We start from the raw sequence: 18,028 nt of genomic DNA, 5'->3' as shown, positions 1-18,028 counted from the left end.
GAACGCTTGACGGATCGACCTATGCAGCTTCTCTCTGCCCTATCCAGTACCGCTTCCCCGCTGGCGATGCAGGCCGCACCGCTGGCCGGTGCCGCCGCAGACGCGTTCGCCGCGCTGTTCGCCGCCATCGTGCCGGCGGGTGGCGAGGACGGACGGCAGGCCGCTGCCGATGGCGGCAAGCCGTTGCCGGTGACGGGCGTCCCGACGATGCCGGTCATACCCACGCCGGTTGCCACCACGGCGATCGCCGCTGCGCCGCTAATCGTGCCGGTATCGGCGGTACCGGTGGTTGCGCCGGTGCTGCCGGGTTCGGCCAGCGAGGCGATCGCGATGGTGCCGGCCGATCCCGCACCGCCAGTCCCGACCGTGCGCGACGCGGTGCCGGTGATCGCCGCCGCCGGGGTGCTGGGGGCGCTGAAGCTGCTGCCCGAGGACGAACCGGTCGCGGTCCGCCCGCCCGACCCCAAGCCCGAACAGCCGATCCAGCCGATGCCGGCGCGCTTCGCACCGCCGCTGCCGGTGCGTGCCCGCCGCGCGGCGGAGGAACCGGCCGGTCCGACCCCCGATGGCGACGATGCCGATGCGACCGAGGATGGCGACGTGCCGGTCGTCCTGGCGTCGGCCGATGCGCCGCCGATCGACCAAGCGCCGCTCGACCTGCCGCCGATGATCGCGACGCCCGCCGACGCCCTCGCGCCAGTGCCCGACGACGCCGAGCAGGCGATGAAGCGGATCGGCCCGACGCTGCCGGATACGGAGTCCGCGGCGACGACCACCGCCGGCGCTGCGCCGGTCGCACCGCAAACGACGCGCGCGGGTCCGGCGATCGTCGGTAGCGATCGTGCGCCCGCGTCCGATTGTTTGGCCATGCCGCCGCCCCGGCGTGTTCCGGGCGGGCCAGCCGAGGCGTCGATCGTCGATCAGCGTCCGGATGTGGACGGGATGAAGCCGGTGCGTACCCGCGCAACGCCGGCCGCCACCGCTGCCATGGTCACCGCTCCGCAGGACGCCACCACCGTGGGGCAGCCGGTTGTCGCCGACGGCACCCCTGCCCCGGCAGCACGCGCAACGCTGGCAACCGGCAATCGCCGCATTCCCGACCCGCAGGGTGCGGCACCCGTCGATGCACATTCCACGCCCACCCGGCGGTTCGCGCCGGTGGCACCCGGTGCCTTGCCCGGTTCGCCGATCGTCGATCCGGTACGACCAGACTGGCAGACCGAGGCACCCGTCGCCAACGGGTTCGTGCCAGCGGCTCCAAGGGCCGCCGCCGCGCAAGCGCCATTGGGTGCCGGACAGACGGCGGCCCCCGTCGCCATCGGGTTCGCGCCGATCGCTCCGGGCGATGCCGCCGTGCAACCGCAGCCGGACGGCGGGCCGATCGTGATCGACGTTCCCTCGCCCACCACCGAAGCGGTGACGCCGGTCGCGATCCCGTCGCCGCCGCTCGCCCGGACGCCGGGCGTTCCGCCCGCCGACGTCGCGCCGCAGGCTGCGCCGATTGCCGCGCCACGCCGGACGGGTCCGATCGCCGCCGCACGCGATACCGCGCCATTGGCCTCGATCGCGGACAAGCCCGCCGCTCCGATGGTCGACCCGACGACGCCGGCACCCGCCGCCGAGCCGATCGGGCGCGCACCGGTGGTCGACACCGCGCAACGCATACCGGTCGCCGACGCCGCCACGCGTCCGGCCGATCCGGCGACGGTGGTGATCGATCAGCCCGCGGTACCGTTCACGCTGCCGACCGGGCGCGCGGCCGTCGCGCAACCGATCGCCGAACCGCTGACCCCCAATCGACAGACGATCGCCGGCGAAGCGAGCGCGCCGGTCGTGTCGGTCGCCGCGTCGACGGTGCAGCCGGCCAAGGCCCCGCCGGTCACCCGCGTCGCCGCCGCCCCCACCCCGGAAGCGGTGGCCGAGGTCGTGCTGGCCGACGCAGCCCCCGCGCGCCCGCGCCGCGACGACGATACGCCGCCGCTGCCGACCCCGGCCGCCCCGGCGATCGACGCCGCGACGCTGCGCCCCGTGTCGGCACCGGTCACCGCCGCGCAGCCGCATCTCGACACCCGCCAGCCGCAATGGGTGGAGGGGATGATCGATCGGATCGAGACGCTGCGCGACGCATCGCCGACGCAGGGCGAGACCCGCATCCGCCTGTCGCCCGACGCGCTGGGCGATGTCGAGGTCGCGATCCACACGACCGAGGACGGCCGCGTCCATGTGCATTTCAGCAGCGAGAACGCCGATGCCGGCCGCCTGCTCGCCGATGCGCAGCCGCGCCTGCTGCAAATGGCCGAGGCCCGCGGGCTGAAGCTGGGCGGCATGCAGGTCGATGTCGGCACGCAGCAACAACAATCGCAGCGTCAGGCACAGGATCAGGGGTCGCAGCAACCGCGCGCGCCCCGCTCCGCCTTCGCCGAGACGCCGGCGTCCTCCACCCGAACCGATAAACGCATCGCCTGAGGAATCACGACATGAGCGACAAGGAAACGCCGGAAGAAAAGCCGGCCAAGAAGAAGGGCAAGCTGGTCAAGATACTGGTCATGGTCGTCGGCGTCCTCGTCCTGCTGGGCGGGGGCGTCGGTGCCGGGCTGTATGCCAGCTCGTCGGGACTGATCGGCGGCGGCGGCGAGCACGGCAAGGAGGAACCGCCCGAAGAGAAGAAGGACCTGCCCAAGCTGGTCCCGAAATCGGAAGAGGTGAAGGCCGGTGCCGGTGGTGAAGGCGGCGAGGGCGGCGGTCATGGCGGCGGCGAAGGCGGCGGCGAGGGTGGCGAGGCCGCCCATGGCGACGAGAATAGCCGGCCGACGCCCGAGATGGAGGGCGGCGATCGCTGGGCATCGACCTATTACGCGATGGAGAAGGAATTCACCTCCAACCTGTCCGACAGCACGCACTTCATTCAGGTAGGCGTCGCGATCTCCACCTCGTACGACAACAAGGTGATCGAGAATCTGAAGACCCATGAGATCGCGATTCGCTCCGCTATCCTGCTCGCGCTGGGCGAAACGACCGAGGATCAGGTGTTCACCCCCGAGGGCAAGAAACAGCTGTCGCTGCGCCTGAAGAAGGCGATCAACGACACATTGGAGCAAAAGGAAGGCTTTGGCGGCATCGGTAACGTTTATTTTACCACGTTTGTGGTTCAGTAAACGTCCATGGTTAACAGCCCATCCACCGTGCCCGAAGGCAGCGAACGGAGTCGCCGCACGGCGGCTGCGTCGCATGCGCCGAGCCTGGGTGCGGCGAACCTCAATCCGTTCGGCGATCTGCGCGCGCTCGAACACCTGTCGGCCCGCATGGCGCGGTCGTTGCGGCAGGTGTTCGAACCGCTGTTGCGCAAGGGGGTCAAGAGCTGGTCGGAACCGGTCGAGGTCGACCGGTTCGCGGGCTATTGCGCGGCGCGGCGTCCCTATGGGCTGACCGGGTGGGTGCCGCTGACGCTGTCGACCGGGGGAAGCCCGGCGATCATCGTCATCGACGGTACCTTCCTGCTCGAAACGCTCGACACCTTTTTCGGCGGGTTCGGCGAAGCGCCCAATCCGATGCCGATCGAATTCTCCCCCGCCGCCGAAGCGATGCTGCGCCGGCTGGCGAGCGCGATCGCCGCGCCGCTGGGCGAGGCATGGGGGCCGTTGGCCGGCATCGCCTTCGAACCCGGCACGCCGGAGGCCAATCCGGCGATGATGGGTGCGATCGACGGCGAGGATGCGGTGATCGCGACGCGGTTCGGCATCCAGCCGGGCGATGCGATGCTGCCGACCTATATCGACATCCTGTATCCGGTCGCGGCATTGAAACCCCATGCGCCGCAGTTGTCGACCAAGGTCCATGGCCGCAGCGCGCCCGATCCCAAATGGCTGTCGGGGCTGACGCGCGCGGTGATGACGGTGAAGCTGCCCGTCCGGTCGGTGCTGGCCGAACCGGTCGTGTCGCTCGCCACCTTGCTCGAGCTGAAGGAAGGCGACATCATCCCGATCAATTTCGGGCCGCAGGTACCGGTATGGGTGTCGAACCGGCGGCTGGGAACCGGCACGGTCGGCACCGCCAACGGGCAGGCCGCGATCAAGCTGAACTCCATCGACCCGGGCTTCGAAGAGGAATTCCAATGAACGAGATGACCGGTGGCTTCCCCGCCGAGGCGTCGCTCGCCACCAATTTCAAGCTGTTGCAGGATGTCGACGTCCGCCTGACCGTCGAGATCGGATCGACGCAGCTGACGCTGCGCGAATTGCTGGCGCTGAGTGAAACGAGCGTGATCGAACTGGACCGCGGTGCCAACGAACTGCTCGACGTGTTCGTCAACGGCACGCTGATCGGGCGCGGCGAGGTGGTGACCGTCGGCGACCGGTTCGGCGTGCGAATGACCGAACTGGTCAGCCCCGACAAGCGGGTCAGCCGCTGATGATGTGGTCGTACATCCTGAAGCTCGTCATCCTGCTGCCGCTGGTGTGCGGGCTGATGATCGGCTGCCTGTATCTGTGGCGCCGGCTCGAAGCGCGGATGCCGGGCAATCAGGGGGAGCGGCTGGTCAAGGTGCGCGAGACGATGATGGTGTCGACCGGCACCAAGATCGCGGTGCTGGAATTTCAGGGCCGGCAGCTGCTGGTCTCGGTCAGCCGTAACGGCGTGACCCTGCTCGACCGGGGCGACAAGTGAGTTTCGCCGGGGGAAAATTGCGCCATTTGGCCGAGCGCTTGTCTGCCCCCCTCCATGACAAAGGAGGGGCCGGGGGTGGGTTGGTTCGTGGCAGGCGCGGCATTTCCTCGCGGGCCTACCCACCCCCGAACCCTCCCTTGTTAGGGAGGGGAGTTGAGACAGTTCGCGTTCAGCGTCCCTCGCGCGCGCTGCCGAACTGGCGGTTCGAACTCGTGCTGGCGGCGATCGGCATCGCGCTGATGCTGTTCCTCGCGGTGCCGGCGATGGCGCAGGCCGTGCCGGCCGCACCCGCCCCGGCCCCCGGTGCCGCCGACGCGCTCGACCGCGCGCTGGGCCAGCTGGGCGGCGGCAACGACGCGCCGATGGCGCTGTCGCTGCAGATCCTCATCATCATGGGGCTGTTGTCGGTCCTTCCCAGCATCCTGCTGATGATGACCAGCTTTACGCGGATCATCATCGTGCTGGCGGTGCTGCGCCAGGCGCTGGGCCTGCAACAGTCGCCGCCCAATCAGGTGCTGATCGGCCTGTCGCTGTTCCTGTCGCTGTTCGTGATGTCGCCGGTCATCAGCCGGATCAACGACACCGCGATCAAGCCCTATGCCGCCGGACAGATCAATTCGACCCAGATGATCGAGAACGCCAGCCGGCCGCTCCACGCCTTCATGCTGAAGCAGACCCGGACCAAGGACGTGACGATGTTCGCGCAGATGGCGAAGAGCGGCCCGATCGCCTCGCCCGCCGACACGCCGTTTTCGATCCTGCTGCCCGCCTTCGTCACCAGCGAGCTGAAGACCGCGTTCCAGATCGCGTTCCTGATCTTCCTGCCGTTCATCGTCGTCGATCTGGTGGTGGCGACGGTCCTGATGTCGCTGGGCATGATGATGCTGTCGCCGACGATCATCTCGTTGCCGTTCAAATTGCTGCTGTTCGTGCTGGTCGATGGCTGGGCGCTGACCATGGGCAGCCTTGCCGCGTCGTTCGTGAGTTAGCGGGCATGGATGCGGGCTATTTCATGACCGTCGCGCGCGAGGCGATGTGGGTGCTGGCGCTGGTCGCGGCCCCGATCCTGATCCCGGCGCTGGTCGCCGGCCTGATCCTCGGCATGATCCAGGCGGCGACGTCGATCAACGAACAGACGCTGTCGTTCGTGCCGAAGCTGGCGGTGGTCGGCATCAGCCTCGCGGTGTTCGGCAGTCTGATCCTCGGGCTGCTCAGCGATTTCACGACGAGCATCTTCGAGCGGATTCCGGATCTGGTTCGGTAACGGTGACGAAGGCGCTACCCTTACGCCATACCCCCGCCTGCGCGGGACTATGGGGGAGAACCGGCGGATTGCCGGCTCCGTTCGATGGTGCGTACCTCGCTTCCTCTACCGTCACCCCGGACTTGATCCGGGGTCCCGCTTTCCTGACGGGCGCAGAAGAAGAAGCGGGACCCCGGATCAGGTCCGAGGTGACGGAAATCTTCCGTTTCGAGCCGACGCCGGTGGCGTTCGCCGGATCCACCCCATGCTAGGATTCGGCCTTGCGGTCGAACCGCAGCTCTGGGCGCTCCTGTTCACGATGGTCCGGGTCGGCGCGGCGTTCATTATCGCGCCGGTGTTCGGGGCGGTGGCGATGCCGGTGCAGGTGCGCGTGCTGCTGTCGGGGGCGATCGCGGTGCTGGTGCTGCATGCACAGGCCTTTGCCATTCCGACCGACATCTTTTCGCTGACCACCTTCCTCGCCATCGCGGCCGAGGGGCTGGTCGGCCTCGCCATCGGCCTCGTTCTCCAGATCGCATTCGCCGCGCCGGTGATCGCCGCCGAGGTTATCGGCATCTCGATGGGCATCGGCTTTGCGGCGATGGTGGATCCGCAGAATGGGGCGCAAAGCCCTGCGCTCGGCACCTTCTTGTCGGTGCTGTTGACCCTGTTGTTCCTGTCGCTCGACGGGCATCTGATCCTGATCGACCTGCTGGTCCGGTCCTATGAACTGCTGCCGCCCGGCGCGGCGTGGCTGACGCCGGCCAAGCTGGAGAATATCGCGATCTTCGGCGGCTATGCGTTTCTGTCGGGGCTGTTGCTGGCGCTGCCGGTCGGGTTCCTGCTGCTCTGCCTGAACCTCGTCATGGGCATGTTGTCGCGCTCCGCCCCCGCGCTCAACCTGTTCGCGGTCGGCCTGCCCGCCAGCCTGTTCGTCGGGGTCATCGCGTTGTTCGTCGCCCTGCCGGCGATGACCGATTACATGCTCGTCGTCGTGCAGGAGGCGCTCGAAGCCGCGCAGACTTTGGTGCTGGGATGAGCGAGGACAAAACCGAAAGCCCAACCCAGAAGCGCCTCGACAAGGCGCGCGAAGACGGCGACGTCCTCAAGTCCAAGGAACTGGGCACCGCGCTGGTCATCCTCGCGGGGTGCGGCTGGCTGGCGATGTTCGGGCCGACGCTGGTCGCCGCGTGCAAGGCGGTGATGACCGCCAGCTTCCGGTTCGGCCGCGCCGATGTCGAGGATTTCCAGCCATGGCGACCGCTGGTCGAGGCCGGATGGAAACTCGCGATGCCGGTCGGCAGCGTGCTGATCTTTGCCGTGCTCGCCAGCATCGTGACGCAGGCGGGCCTGACCGGCATCCGCTTCAACGGCGGCGCGCTGGCCCCCAAGGGGTCGCGGATCAACCCGGCATCGGGCATGAAGCGCGTGTTCGGGGCGCAGGGCTGGATCGAACTCGGCAAGTCGCTGCTGAAGGTCACGCTGCTCGGCGCGATCGGCTATGTCATGCTGAAATCGGCGGCGGTCAGCTCGATGGGGCTGGTGTCGTCGAACGTCGAACAGGCGATTTCGGACCTTGGCGGCACGTTCCTGACGCTGTTGTTCGTGATGGCGGGCGGGCTGGTGCTGATCGCGGGCCTCGACGTGCCGCTGGCGATCTTCCAGCGGATGAGCCGCCTGCAGATGACCAAGCAGGAAGTGCGCGACGAACATAAGGAAAGCGACGGCGATCCGCATGTGAAGGCGCAGATCCGCCAGCGGCGGCACGACATCCTGAAGGGCGGTTTCAAGGCGGCGGTGGGCGAGGCGCATGTCGTGCTGACCAACCCGACCCATTTCGCGGTCGCGCTGCGCTACGAACATGGTCGCGATCAGGTGCCGGTGGTCGTCGCCAAGGGGCGCGGTGCCACCGCGCTGGCGATCCGCGAACTGGCGGCCGAGGCGAAGATTCCGATGTTGGAATATCCGCAGCTCGCCCGCGCCGTCTATTACACCAGCAAGCAGGGGCAGGAGGTTCGCGACGATCTGTACCTCGCCATCGCGACGGTGCTGGCGTTCGTCTTCGGCGTCAACCGGCAGGCGGGCGGCATCCAGCCGCCGGTCACCGTGCCGCCCGAGGCGCGGTACGACGAAAACGGCAAGATTTCCGCTTAAACGTCCCTAAAGATTTCCGCGCTTCTGCCGCTTGATGGGGAGAGAGTGCGCGGGAGAAGACGATGGCGACCACGATCAGCACCGCGGCCACATCGACCGCGACCACGCCGAAGACGACCGCCACGACGGGGACGATGCCCAACATCGCCAACGCGCTGGGCGAGGGGTCGGGCGTCGATACCACCGCGTTGATCAAGCGCCTGGTCGATGCGCAGTTCGCCGGCAAGAACGCGCAGCTGACCAAGAAATCCGATGTGCTGACCGCGCAGATTTCATCGGTCGCCGAATTGAAATCGGGCATCAACGAATTCGCGACTGCCCTGACGACGCTGGCCGAATCGAGCGGCCTCAAGACGCAGCTGAGCAGCAGCGGTCCGGCGGTCAAGGTATCGGTGGCGAGCGGCAAGACCGTCACCAGCCTGAACGCCAGCGTGACCGTCGCCCGTCTCGCCACGTCGCAGGTTGCGGTTACCAAGGATTCGTTCAGCACCACCGCCTCGGTCGGCACCGGTACGCTCCAGCTGAAACTCGGCAGCGTCGGGGCGGACGGCACGTTCACCGCCAACGGCACGACCATCCCGCCGATCACCATCGATGCCGCCGATGCGACCTCGCTGCAAAAGGTCGCCGACAAGATCACCGCGGCCAAGGCGGGCGTGACCGCCAGCGTCGTGAACGACGCCAATGGCCAGCGGCTGGTGCTGCGCAGCACCGACGGCGCGAACCAGGCCTTCACCATGACCGCCACCCCCGCCAGCGGCAGCGCGGTGCCGGGGCTGGAGCGGCTGAACGTCGACTTCGACAGCAGCACCACCGATGGGGCCGAGGTCGTGACCCGCGCGGGCAATGCGGTGTTCAGCGTCGATGGCGTGCCGATGGTCAGCGCGTCGAACACGATCACCGGTGCGGACGGCGTGAAGCTGGAGCTGAAGGCGGTGACGACCGACGGCCCGGTGACGCTCAGTTCGTCGCGGCCGACCGATGCGCTGAAGGAGGCGGTGAAGAACGTCGTCGAGGCGTATAACAACATGCTGGCGTCGGTGAACAAGGCGACCGACCCAATCACCGGCGACCTGCGCGCCGACCCGGCCGCGCAGTCGCTGAAGCGGTCGCTGCAAAAGCTGAGCATCGCCGACCTGACCGGCAAGACCGACGGCAGCCCGACGACGCTGGCGCGGATCGGCGTCGCGACCAACAATGACGGGTCGCTGCGCGTCGATGACGATTTGCTGTCGGCGGCACTCGTCAACAATCCCGACGCGGTCGAGGCGATGTTCGTGCCCGGTACCGGCAGCGACAAGACGGGCGGCCAGAGCCTGCCCGCCGCGCTCAACCGCATCGCGGTCGCGGCGAAGAGCACGACGCTGGGGCTGGGTGCAAGCGACAAGCGCTATGCCGAGGCGCAGACCAATCTGGCCAAGGAACAGGCCAAGGTCGCCGATCAGACCGAAACGACCTCCACCCGGATGACGCAGCAGTTCGCGGCGTCCGAGGCGCGCGTCGCCGCGTACAAGGCACAGCAGACCTTCATGGAAAACCAGATCAAGATGTGGACGCGGAGCGAATAATGACCCGCTATGCCACCGCCCTGTCCGGCGATCCCGCCCAGACCTATCGATCGGTCGATCTTGCCGCACGCACCGGCGGCGCGGACCCGCACGCGCTGGTGTCGCTGTTGTACGAGGAAGCGGTCCGGGCGCTGCGCTCGGCGGCATGGGCGACCGACAACCGCCAATATGCGATGAAGAGCGACCGGGTGACGCGTGCGACCGCGATCCTGTTCGCGCTCGAAGCCGGTCTCGATTTCGACAAGGGCGGCGACCTGTCGCAGACCCTGTCGCGGCTGTATAATGGCCTGCGCGAACAGATCGTCAACGCCAGCATCGGGCAGGATGCGCGCCCCTTCCTGAACGCCGCCGCGTCGCTGACCGATATCGCCGAGGCATGGGAAGCGGTGCGACCGCGTTGAGGCTGGCAAGCGCGGCGATGATCGGTTAGCGCTGCGGCCATGAAGCAACCGCATATCGTCGCGCTGGGGGGCACGCTGCGCCCGACCTCGGGAACCGCTGCCGCGCTGGAGCGGGCGCTGACCCATGCCGCGACGCTGGGTGCGCGCACGACGCTGCTGACCGGGCCGGCAATCGACTTTCCGAACTACGAACCCGAAACGGCGGGCAGCAATGCGCGTATCCAGTCGTTCCTGCGCGCGCTGCGCGATGCCGACGGGATCATCATCGGATCGCCCGGTTATCACGGCACGCTGTCGGGGCTGGTCAAGAACGCGCTCGACCATGTCGAGATGCTGCGCCGCGACGACCGCGTCTATTTCGACGGACTGCCGGTCGGGCTGGTGGCGACCGCCGCCGGGTGGCAGGCGGCGGTGGCGACGCTCGGCACGCTGCGCACCGTCGCCCATGCCCTGCGCGGCTGGCCAACGCCGTTCGGCGTGGCGATCAACACCGTCGAGGACGGCGCAATCGACAAGGCGGACGGCCAGTTGCGGCTGATGGTCGAACAGATGATCGGGTTCGCCGCGCGATAGGGTGGCGGCCGACCGGACCGGAAATCCGCTCCGGCATCGCGCGAAACAGGGGGCGGACGCGTTCGGCCATTCTCTTCGCGCCCGCGCCGTTCTAAAGGCTGGCGCATGGACTGTTTCACGCTTCGCAACGGCACGCTCCATGCCGAGGATGTCAGCCTGCCCGCCATCGCCGATGCGGTCGGAACCCCTGTCTATGTCTATTCGACCGCAACGCTCGAACGGCATGTCCGCGTGTTTCGCGAAGCGGTGGCGGGGCTGGGCACCGGCGAACCGCTGGTCGCGTTCGCGGTAAAGGCCAATCCGAACAAGGCGGTGCTGGCGACGCTCGCCCGGGCCGGCATGGGGGCCGATGTCGTGTCGGGTGGCGAGCTGTACCGTGCGCTCGACGCCGGCATGGACCCGGACAAGATCGTGTTCTCGGGCGTCGGCAAGACCGCCGACGAAATGGCGCAGGCGCTGAACGCCGGCATCGGCCAGTTCAACGTCGAATCGGAACCCGAGCTCGACATGCTCTCGGCGGTCGCCACCCGCCTCGGCACCGTCGCGCGGATCGCGATCCGGGTGAACCCCGACGTCGTCGCCGGCACCCACGCGAAGATCTCGACCGGCGGCAAGGAGAACAAGTTCGGCATCGATTACCATGCCGCCCCCGCCGCCTATGCCCATGCCGCATCGCTGCCCGGTATTCAGGTGCGCGGCGTCGCGGTGCATATCGGCAGCCAGCTGACCGACCTCGTACCACTGGCGGCGGCGTTCGACCGGGTCGGTGCGCTGATCGCCGAACTGCGCGCCGCCGGTCACGCCATCACCCATGCCGATCTGGGCGGTGGTCTGGGCGTACCCTATGACCCGGCCCGTCCGTTGCCGCCGTCTCCCGCCGAGTATGGCGCGATGGTCGCCCGCGCGACCGCCGGCTGGGACACGCGGCTGATGTTCGAACCCGGCCGGTTGATCGTCGCCAATGCCGGGGTGCTGGTGTCGCGCGTCATCCGCGTGAAACAGGGCGCGACCGCGCCGTTCGTGGTCGTCGATGCGGCGATGAACGACCTGCTGCGCCCCAGCCTGTACGACGCCTATCACGACATCCGCGCCGTCCGCCCGACCGGCGAGCGCGCCGTGACCAACATCGTCGGCCCGGTGTGCGAGACCGGCGACACCTTTGCGCTGGGTCGCGCGATGGACGTGGTCGCCGCCGACGATCTGGTGGCGTTCATGACCGCCGGTGCATATGGCGCGACCATGGCCTCGACCTACAATTCGCGCGCGCTGGTGCCCGAGGTGCTGGTGGCGGGCGACCGGTTTGCAGTCGTGCGCGAACGCCCGCCGATCGCGGCACTGGCCGAGGCCGATCGCCTGCCGCCCTGGCTGTGAACGGGCTGCCGATCCTGCTGCGCACCGCCGGGCGGCGCGTCCTCCTCGTCGGGGAGGGCGAGCCGGCCGATGCCAAGCGCCGCCTGCTCGAACGCAGCGGGCTGACCGTCGTCGCCGACGACGCGCACGCCCGCATCGCGGTGGTCGCGGTCGAGGACGATGCCGAGGCGCGCCTGGCGATCGACGGGCTGAAGGCGCGCGGCATCCTCGTCAACGCCGTCGACCGGCCCGCCGATTGCGACTTCACCCTGCCCGCGATCGTCGACCGGTCGCCGATCCTGATCGCGATCTCGACCGGCGGCGTGTCGGCGGGACTGGCGGCGGCGATCCGCCAGCGGCTGGAGGCGATCCTGCCCGCCGGCGTCGGGCGACTGGCCGAGGGGCTGGGCGCGGCGCGCGCGGCACTGCGCGCCCGCTTCCCCGATGGCGGCGACCGCCGCCGCGCGATCGGTGCGGCGATCGCGGCGGGCGGACCGCTCGACCCGATGGTGCCGCATGCCGACGACGCGGTCGCGCAGTGGCTGGACGGTGCGGCGGCGGTCGCCGGCCGGGTCGAGGTGATCCGGCTGCGGTCCGCCGATCCCGACGACCTAAGCTTACGCGAAGCCCGCTGGCTGGGACAGGCCGACCGCATCTATCACGCACCAGACGTGCCGGCGGCGATCCTCGACCGTGCGCGTGCCGATGCCGTGCGGATCATGGAACCCGTGCCCGCCGACCCGCTCCCTGGCCTGACGATCGATCTGGCATGACCTGCTCGGCATGGCATATCGAGGGGGGCAAGGCGACGTCGGTCGATCCGCTGACGGCGATCGATACGACGGGCGGCTTTACGTGGATCCACCTGCACGGCGAAGGCGATCAGGTCGCGCTGTGGCTGCGCGACCATGCGCATCTGCCCGAATATGTCATCGATCCGCTGACCGCCGTCGAGACGCGCCCGCGCTGCGATGCGCTGGGCAAAGGGGCGTTCGTCAATTTGCGCGGGCTGTCCGACGACGTGCTGTCCAGCGCCGATCCGCTCGCCTCGGTCCGGCTCTATGCCAGCGCCGGGCGGGTCCATTCCGTCACGCGCCGCCGTCTGACCGCGTTCCATACGGTGGTCGACCGGGTCGAGGGCGGCGGCGTCGCCGATCCCGGCGACCTGATCGTCGCCTTTGCCAGCGCGATTACCGAACAGCTCGACCCGCTGATCGCCGATCTGGGCGACACGCTCGACGAGTGCGAAGAGGCGCTCGACCCGACCCGCATCTTCGAACAGCGGCGCGCGGTGACCCACACCCGCGTCCGCGCGATCGGCTATCGCCGGTTCCTCGTGCCGCAGCGCGCGGCACTCGAAAAGCTCGGCCAGTTACCGGGCGACTGGCTGCAACAGGACGACCGCCTGCACCTCGCCGCCGCCGCAGACCGCGCCGCCCGCATGGCCGAGGAAGTCGATTCGATCCGCGAACGCGCCGCGCTGATCCACGAGACGCTGACCGACCTGCGCGCCGAACAGTTGGACCAGCGATCGTTGCAGATCGCGATCGCGGCGATGGTCTTCCTGCCGCTGACCTTCCTGACCGGTCTGCTCGGCATGAATGTGAAGGGCATTCCCTTTGCCGACGAACCATGGGCCTTTGCGGGGGTGGTCGGGCTATGCGTCGTCATGAGCGCGGCGATCGTCGCGTGGTTCGTGCGCAGGCACTGGATCGGGCGGTAGCGACGGGGTTCCGCCTCAATCGTCGGGGGGAAGGTCGTCCGGCCAGAAATCCGGGTCGGGATCAACCTGCACCACCACCGGCCGGGGCAGTACCGGCACCGCGCCGTCGAACGCGATCCGGATCGCCGCGCCCATCGCGGTCGCCTGTTGAAAGATCGCCGCGACGTCTCGACCACTGCGCAACATGCCGGCGATCCATGCCGCGCGGTCGGCGGTCAGATAGCCGATCTGGACCCCGCGCGCGCTCAGCACCATCACCGCATGTGGGTCGACCGGATTGCGCGGTTCGGGGACCAGCGTCACCGCCTCGCCCGGCGCACACAGCAATATCTCGAACCGGCGATTGCCGCCACCGCGATTGGGATGGTCGGCCCCGACGACGTGCAGGCTCAACTCACGCATCGCGCAAACTCCGCACGAACCGTTCGGTCAGGCTGCGAAAGGTGATCGACCAGCGCGGTTCGGCCATCGGCGCGATGCCGTGTTCCCAGTCCCAGCGTGCCTCGCCGGTCAGGTGATAGGCGCCGCCCGCGACCAGCGGCAGCGCGAACCGGTCGAACCCACCCTCCCGCCGCCGTCGAAAGCGCAGCGTCGCGGGCGCGCCGATCGACAGGCCGACGACATGCTCGAACACCGGCCGGTCGCGATGCCAGCCGATGCCCGCACCGGAATCGTACCGGATCAGCAGCGTCTGCACGAGCGCATCGGGCGGTAGCCCGGCAAACGTCGCCGCCCGCGCGCGCACCGCCAGCAGCCAGTCGGGCATCGGTTCGGCCCGCCCCACCCGGCCCTGCTCGAAATCATAATGCCAGCCATAGGACGCCGTCCGCCGCAGCCCGGTCCATTGCTGGAACCGAAAGGGGACGAGCGGCGCGGCATCGATCGCCGCCGCCAGCGCGGGCAGGTCGTCGGCCGCCACCAACGACGACGCATGGGTCAGGCCGGGCAGCACCGGTTCGGCGGCGAAGAGGTCGAGTTGCGGCATCGATGGAACGCAACATGGGTCGGCGGCGTCTGTCCATCAACCAAGGGCGACGGTCACGATCGCCCGAAAAATCGGGGACTCCTTCATGCCACAGCACAGCGCCGGCATCCTGCTCTATCGTCGGACGCCTGGGCCGGCCGTACTGCTCGTCCATCCCGGTGGCCCGTTCTGGGCGCGGCGGCATGTCGGCGCGTGGCAGATTCCCAAGGGCCAGATCGAACCCGACGAAGCGGTCGAGGATGCCGCGCGCCGCGAAGTGGCCGAGGAACTGGGCGTCACCGTCACCGGCCCGCTCGAACCGCTCGGCATGGTGCGACAGGCGGGCGGCAAGTCGGTATCGGCCTTCGCCGCCGAACAGGATGTCGATACCGGGGCGATCACCAGCATCCTGTTCGAAATCGAATGGCCCCCCCGCAGCGGCCGTCGCCGCAGCTTTCCGGAAGTCGACGCGGCACGGTGGATGCCGGTCGCCGAAGCCCGCACGCTGATGCTGAAGAGCCAGCTGCCGCTGCTCGACCGGATCGAACCGTTGCTGGGGTAGCTGCACCACCAGAAGCCGGTTTGGTTCGAGCAGCTTCAAGTGAAGTCGAGAAGAGGCCCGGGTAAACCATGCCCCGCAGGGTCCAGAATTCTCCGGGGACAATTCGACCCGAACCTCGTCGAGAACGGGTCGTTCGAGGCACCCCCTTCTCGACTACGGTTCTCGACATGCTCGAAGTGAACGGGGGGCGTAACTAGCCTGCCTTCGTCACTCCCGCGCAGGCGGGAGTCCATACACGCCGGGGTTGCGGCTCAAGCAAGATCGTTGGCGGATATGGATCCCGCCTGCGCGGGAATGACGCAGGGGCGATGGGGCATCATACCGCCCCTCAACCGTCATCCCGGCGCAGGCCGGGATCCATGGATGCCGTCAGGTTGCGCATCTTTCGATAGCGCCCGACACAATGGATCCCGGCTTGCGCCGGGATGACGATGGCCGGAACGGCGAGACTATCACAGCAGCTTCACCGCCACGCGCTCTTCCGCCGCGCGCGTCAACCGGTTGCGCAGCGGCAGGGTGAACGGCGCGGCTTCGATCTCGAACACGTCGCCTTCCTCGGTCCGCACCCCGTCCGAGAAGGACAGCGTCGCCGTGCCGAAGAAATGGACGTGAATGTCGCCGGGGCGGCGGAACAGCACGTATTTGAAATGATGATGTTCGAGGTTCGACAGGCTGTGCGACATGTTCGCCTCGCCCGACAGGAACGGCTTTTCCCAGATCGTCTCGCCATTCCGGACGATGCGGCTGGAACCCTCGATATGCTCGGGGGGCAAGCCGACCAGCAATTCGGGGCCAACCGATGCCTGGCGCAGCTTGCTGTGCGCCAGCCACAGATAACTGTGGCGTTCGGTCACATGGTCCGAAAATTCGTTGGCGAGCGCGAGGCCGATGCGGTGCGGCGTGCCGTCCGAACCGATGACATAGATGCCGGCCAGTTCGGGCTCCTCGCCGCCGTCCTGCGCGAAATGCGGCATGGTGAAGTCGCCACCCGGCGCAACCATCTGCCCGCCATCGCCCTTGTAGAACCATTCGGGCTGCTGCCCGACCTGACCCTCGGCCGGCTTGCCGCCCTCGACGCCTTCGAGGAACATCCGCATCGAATCGGTCTGGGTCGCTGCTTCGGCGGCGGCGCGGTGCATCTTGTCGCGGCCCTCGGCCGATCCGAGATGGGTGAGGCCGGTACCGGTCATGATGACATGCGCCGGGTCCTCATGGTCGATCGGCGATCCGATCGCACCGGCATCGAGCAGCGCGGCGATATCGACCGCCTCGCCCTGCCCCAGCGCCGCGACCTCGTCGGCGATGCTGTGGCCGGCATCGATCGCGCGCAGCGCCAGCGTGCGGACGCTGTCGACGCCGGGGACGATGTGCGCGGCCGTTTCGGTCGCGGCGATCACGGCGCGCGACGGGGCGACGCGCTGCAACAGACGGAGAGTCATCGAAGGTTCCTTATGCAAAGACGTCGGTGTCGGCGGGGACGTCGTCGATCGAATTGGTCACCTTCGATCCCCACACCGCATAGAACAGGATGTACAGTTCGCAGGCGGCGGTCAGCAGGAACGACCATTGCAGGCCGTACCGGTCGGCCAGCCAGCCCTGCACCACCACCAGCGCACCGCCGGCGATCGCCATGATCAGCAGCCCCGACCCTTCCTCGGTCAGCGGCCCCAGCCCCTTGATGCCGAGCGTGAAGATCGTCGGGAACATGATCGAGTGGAACAGGCCGACGAGGATCAGCGACCACATCGCGGCCGGACCGCTCAGGAACGTTGCGCCGAGCATCACCACGAACGCCCCGATCGAGAAGAACGCCAGCACCTTGCCCGCATCGACCTTCTGCATCACGAAGCTGCCGACGAACCGGCCGATCATCATGCCGCCCCACAGAAAGGTCAGGTAGCGCCCGGCCAGTTCGTTGGTGACGTTGGCGATGTCGGGCTGGCTGACGAAGTTCACGAACAGGTTGGCGACGCCGATTTCGGCGATCAGGTAAATGAAGATCGCGGGTACGCCGAACACCAGGTTGCGGTGGTTCCACAGCGAATGCTTCTTGCGTTCCTCCTTCGCCACGCGGCTGGTCGACGATCCCATCGCCGGCAGCGGGAAGCGGGCGATGATGACCGCCAGCACGACCAGCACGATCGCGACCAGCACATAGGGCAGGACCACCGAGTGCGCGTCGGCCATCCGCTCGGCCTGGGTCAGCACCGTGCCCGCCTCCGACGTGCCGCCCTTCGACCGGCCGAGGATCAGATACGCACCGAACAGCGGCGCGAGCATCGTGCCCGCCGAGTTCATCGCCTGCACCAGATTGAGCCGCGACGACGCCGTCGCCGACGGACCGATCACCGCGACATAGGGGTTGGCCGCGACCTGCAGCAGCGTGATGCCGCTGGCGATCACGAACAGCATGACGAGCGTCACGCCATAGGACGGCAGGCTGGCGGCGAGCACCATGCCCAGCGCCCCGGCCGCCATGATCAGCAACCCGATGACCAGCGACTTCTGATACCCGATTCGCTCGATCAGCTTGGCCGAGGGGATCGATGCGAAGAAATAGGCGATGAACCACACGCTTTCGATCAGCGTCGTCTGGGTATAGTTCAGGTCGAACACGCTGCGCAGATGCGGCAGCAGCGTGTTGTTGATGACGGTGATGAACCCCCACATGAAGAACAGGCTGGCCAGCAGCGTCAGTGCGGGCGCGTAACTGGCGCCCGACGCGCCTTGTGGCACCGCGCCGGTGCGCGCGGATATTGGGGCCGGCATCCTCGTCTTCTCCCATTTTACGGCTGGCGGGACGGTTTGGTCCGTCGCGTCGCTTGCCC

The 18,028-nt window shown here is 68.2% G+C and carries 20 protein-coding genes; 16 read left to right on the top strand and 4 right to left on the bottom strand.

Annotated features, from left to right (window positions below):
• Positions 1-21 precede the first annotated feature (21 nt).
• From ASE50_RS09305 to ASE50_RS09235, 15 genes are all read left to right on the top strand, one after another.
• Complete coding sequence (locus ASE50_RS09305) at positions 22-2,466, top strand: flagellar hook-length control protein FliK (protein WP_162236186.1); 2,445 nt, start codon at positions 22-24, stop codon at positions 2,464-2,466.
• A gap of 11 nt (positions 2,467-2,477) precedes the next feature.
• Positions 2,478-3,155, top strand: coding sequence for a flagellar basal body-associated protein FliL (fliL, locus tag ASE50_RS09300; RefSeq protein ID WP_056002744.1), 678 nt, complete (start codon positions 2,478-2,480; stop codon positions 3,153-3,155).
• A 6-nt stretch (positions 3,156-3,161) separates the two neighbouring features.
• The gene (locus ASE50_RS09295) at positions 3,162-4,115 is read left to right on the top strand and encodes a flagellar motor switch protein FliM (protein WP_056002742.1); all 954 of its coding nucleotides are present in this window, start codon (positions 3,162-3,164) and stop codon (positions 4,113-4,115) included.
• On the top strand, positions 4,112-4,408 hold the full coding sequence (gene fliN / locus ASE50_RS09290; protein WP_056002739.1) for a flagellar motor switch protein FliN: 297 nt from the start codon (positions 4,112-4,114) through the stop codon (positions 4,406-4,408). Before ASE50_RS09295 ends, fliN begins: the two co-directional genes overlap by 4 nt.
• A complete protein-coding gene (locus tag ASE50_RS09285) occupies positions 4,408-4,662 on the top strand; it encodes a FliO/MopB family protein (protein WP_056002736.1) in 255 nt (84 codons plus the stop codon). The genes fliN and ASE50_RS09285 overlap by 1 nt, the downstream gene beginning before the upstream one ends.
• Before the next feature lie 239 nt (positions 4,663-4,901).
• Positions 4,902-5,651: a flagellar type III secretion system pore protein FliP gene (fliP, locus tag ASE50_RS09280; RefSeq protein ID WP_082438947.1), complete on the top strand. Its 750-nt coding sequence runs from the start codon at positions 4,902-4,904 to the stop codon at positions 5,649-5,651.
• A 5-nt stretch (positions 5,652-5,656) separates the two neighbouring features.
• Positions 5,657-5,926: a flagellar biosynthesis protein FliQ gene (gene fliQ, locus ASE50_RS09275; RefSeq protein ID WP_056002733.1), complete on the top strand. Its 270-nt coding sequence runs from the start codon at positions 5,657-5,659 to the stop codon at positions 5,924-5,926.
• 244 nt (positions 5,927-6,170) lie between these two features.
• Positions 6,171-6,944 carry a flagellar biosynthetic protein FliR gene (fliR, locus tag ASE50_RS09270; RefSeq protein ID WP_056399004.1) on the top strand — a complete coding sequence of 258 codons (774 nt, stop codon included), beginning with the start codon at positions 6,171-6,173 and terminating at the stop codon, positions 6,942-6,944.
• Positions 6,941-8,059, top strand: a complete 1,119-nt coding sequence (locus ASE50_RS09265) for a flagellar biosynthesis protein FlhB (protein ID WP_056398997.1) — start codon at positions 6,941-6,943, stop codon at positions 8,057-8,059. Before fliR ends, ASE50_RS09265 begins: the two co-directional genes overlap by 4 nt.
• 62 nt (positions 8,060-8,121) lie before the next feature.
• A complete protein-coding gene (fliD, locus tag ASE50_RS09260; RefSeq protein ID WP_056398994.1) occupies positions 8,122-9,627 on the top strand; it encodes a flagellar filament capping protein FliD in 1,506 nt (501 codons plus the stop codon).
• Positions 9,627-10,028 carry a flagellar export chaperone FliS gene (gene fliS / locus ASE50_RS09255; protein ID WP_056398988.1) on the top strand — a complete coding sequence of 134 codons (402 nt, stop codon included), beginning with the start codon at positions 9,627-9,629 and terminating at the stop codon, positions 10,026-10,028. The genes fliD and fliS overlap by 1 nt, the downstream gene beginning before the upstream one ends.
• A gap of 39 nt (positions 10,029-10,067) precedes the next feature.
• The gene (locus tag ASE50_RS09250; RefSeq protein WP_056398985.1) at positions 10,068-10,601 is read left to right on the top strand and encodes an NADPH-dependent FMN reductase; all 534 of its coding nucleotides are present in this window, start codon (positions 10,068-10,070) and stop codon (positions 10,599-10,601) included.
• Between the two features lie 105 nt (positions 10,602-10,706).
• Positions 10,707-11,972, top strand: coding sequence for a diaminopimelate decarboxylase (lysA, locus tag ASE50_RS09245; RefSeq protein ID WP_056398976.1), 1,266 nt, complete (start codon positions 10,707-10,709; stop codon positions 11,970-11,972).
• Positions 11,963-12,724 carry a bifunctional precorrin-2 dehydrogenase/sirohydrochlorin ferrochelatase gene (locus ASE50_RS09240; protein ID WP_200909507.1) on the top strand — a complete coding sequence of 254 codons (762 nt, stop codon included), beginning with the start codon at positions 11,963-11,965 and terminating at the stop codon, positions 12,722-12,724. The genes lysA and ASE50_RS09240 overlap by 10 nt, the downstream gene beginning before the upstream one ends.
• A complete protein-coding gene (locus tag ASE50_RS09235; RefSeq protein WP_056398969.1) occupies positions 12,721-13,674 on the top strand; it encodes a zinc transporter ZntB in 954 nt (317 codons plus the stop codon). The genes ASE50_RS09240 and ASE50_RS09235 overlap by 4 nt, the downstream gene beginning before the upstream one ends.
• Positions 13,675-13,689: 15 nt before the next feature.
• Here ASE50_RS09235 and ASE50_RS09230 read toward each other — a convergent pair whose 3' ends face one another.
• On the bottom strand, positions 13,690-14,076 hold the full coding sequence (locus ASE50_RS09230) for an HIRAN domain-containing protein (RefSeq protein ID WP_235512277.1): 387 nt from the start codon (positions 14,074-14,076) through the stop codon (positions 13,690-13,692).
• Positions 14,069-14,659: an alpha-ketoglutarate-dependent dioxygenase AlkB gene (locus ASE50_RS09225; protein WP_056398960.1), complete on the bottom strand. Its 591-nt coding sequence runs from the start codon at positions 14,657-14,659 to the stop codon at positions 14,069-14,071. The genes ASE50_RS09230 and ASE50_RS09225 overlap by 8 nt, the downstream gene beginning before the upstream one ends.
• An 85-nt stretch (positions 14,660-14,744) precedes the next feature.
• Here ASE50_RS09225 and ASE50_RS09220 point away from each other — a divergent pair, with 85 nt between their 5' ends.
• Positions 14,745-15,200, top strand: a complete 456-nt coding sequence (locus tag ASE50_RS09220; protein WP_056398959.1) for an NUDIX domain-containing protein — start codon at positions 14,745-14,747, stop codon at positions 15,198-15,200.
• Between the two features lie 452 nt (positions 15,201-15,652).
• On the opposite strand, the gene araD1 is transcribed toward ASE50_RS09220, so the two are convergent.
• Both araD1 and ASE50_RS09210 read right to left on the bottom strand, forming a co-directional pair.
• Positions 15,653-16,639, bottom strand: a complete 987-nt coding sequence (araD1, locus tag ASE50_RS09215; RefSeq protein WP_056398958.1) for an AraD1 family protein — start codon at positions 16,637-16,639, stop codon at positions 15,653-15,655.
• A 10-nt stretch (positions 16,640-16,649) separates the two neighbouring features.
• Complete coding sequence (locus ASE50_RS09210) at positions 16,650-17,969, bottom strand: sugar MFS transporter (protein ID WP_056398956.1); 1,320 nt, start codon at positions 17,967-17,969, stop codon at positions 16,650-16,652.
• Between the last annotated feature and the right edge of the window lie 59 nt (positions 17,970-18,028).

It is taken from the genome of Sphingomonas sp. Leaf5, from assembly GCF_001421155.1.
In the GTDB taxonomy this organism is placed as follows: domain Bacteria; phylum Pseudomonadota; class Alphaproteobacteria; order Sphingomonadales; family Sphingomonadaceae; genus Sphingomonas.
The sequence above is the reverse complement of the archived record's forward strand: the minus strand, read 5'-3'. Positions and strand labels throughout refer to the sequence as shown.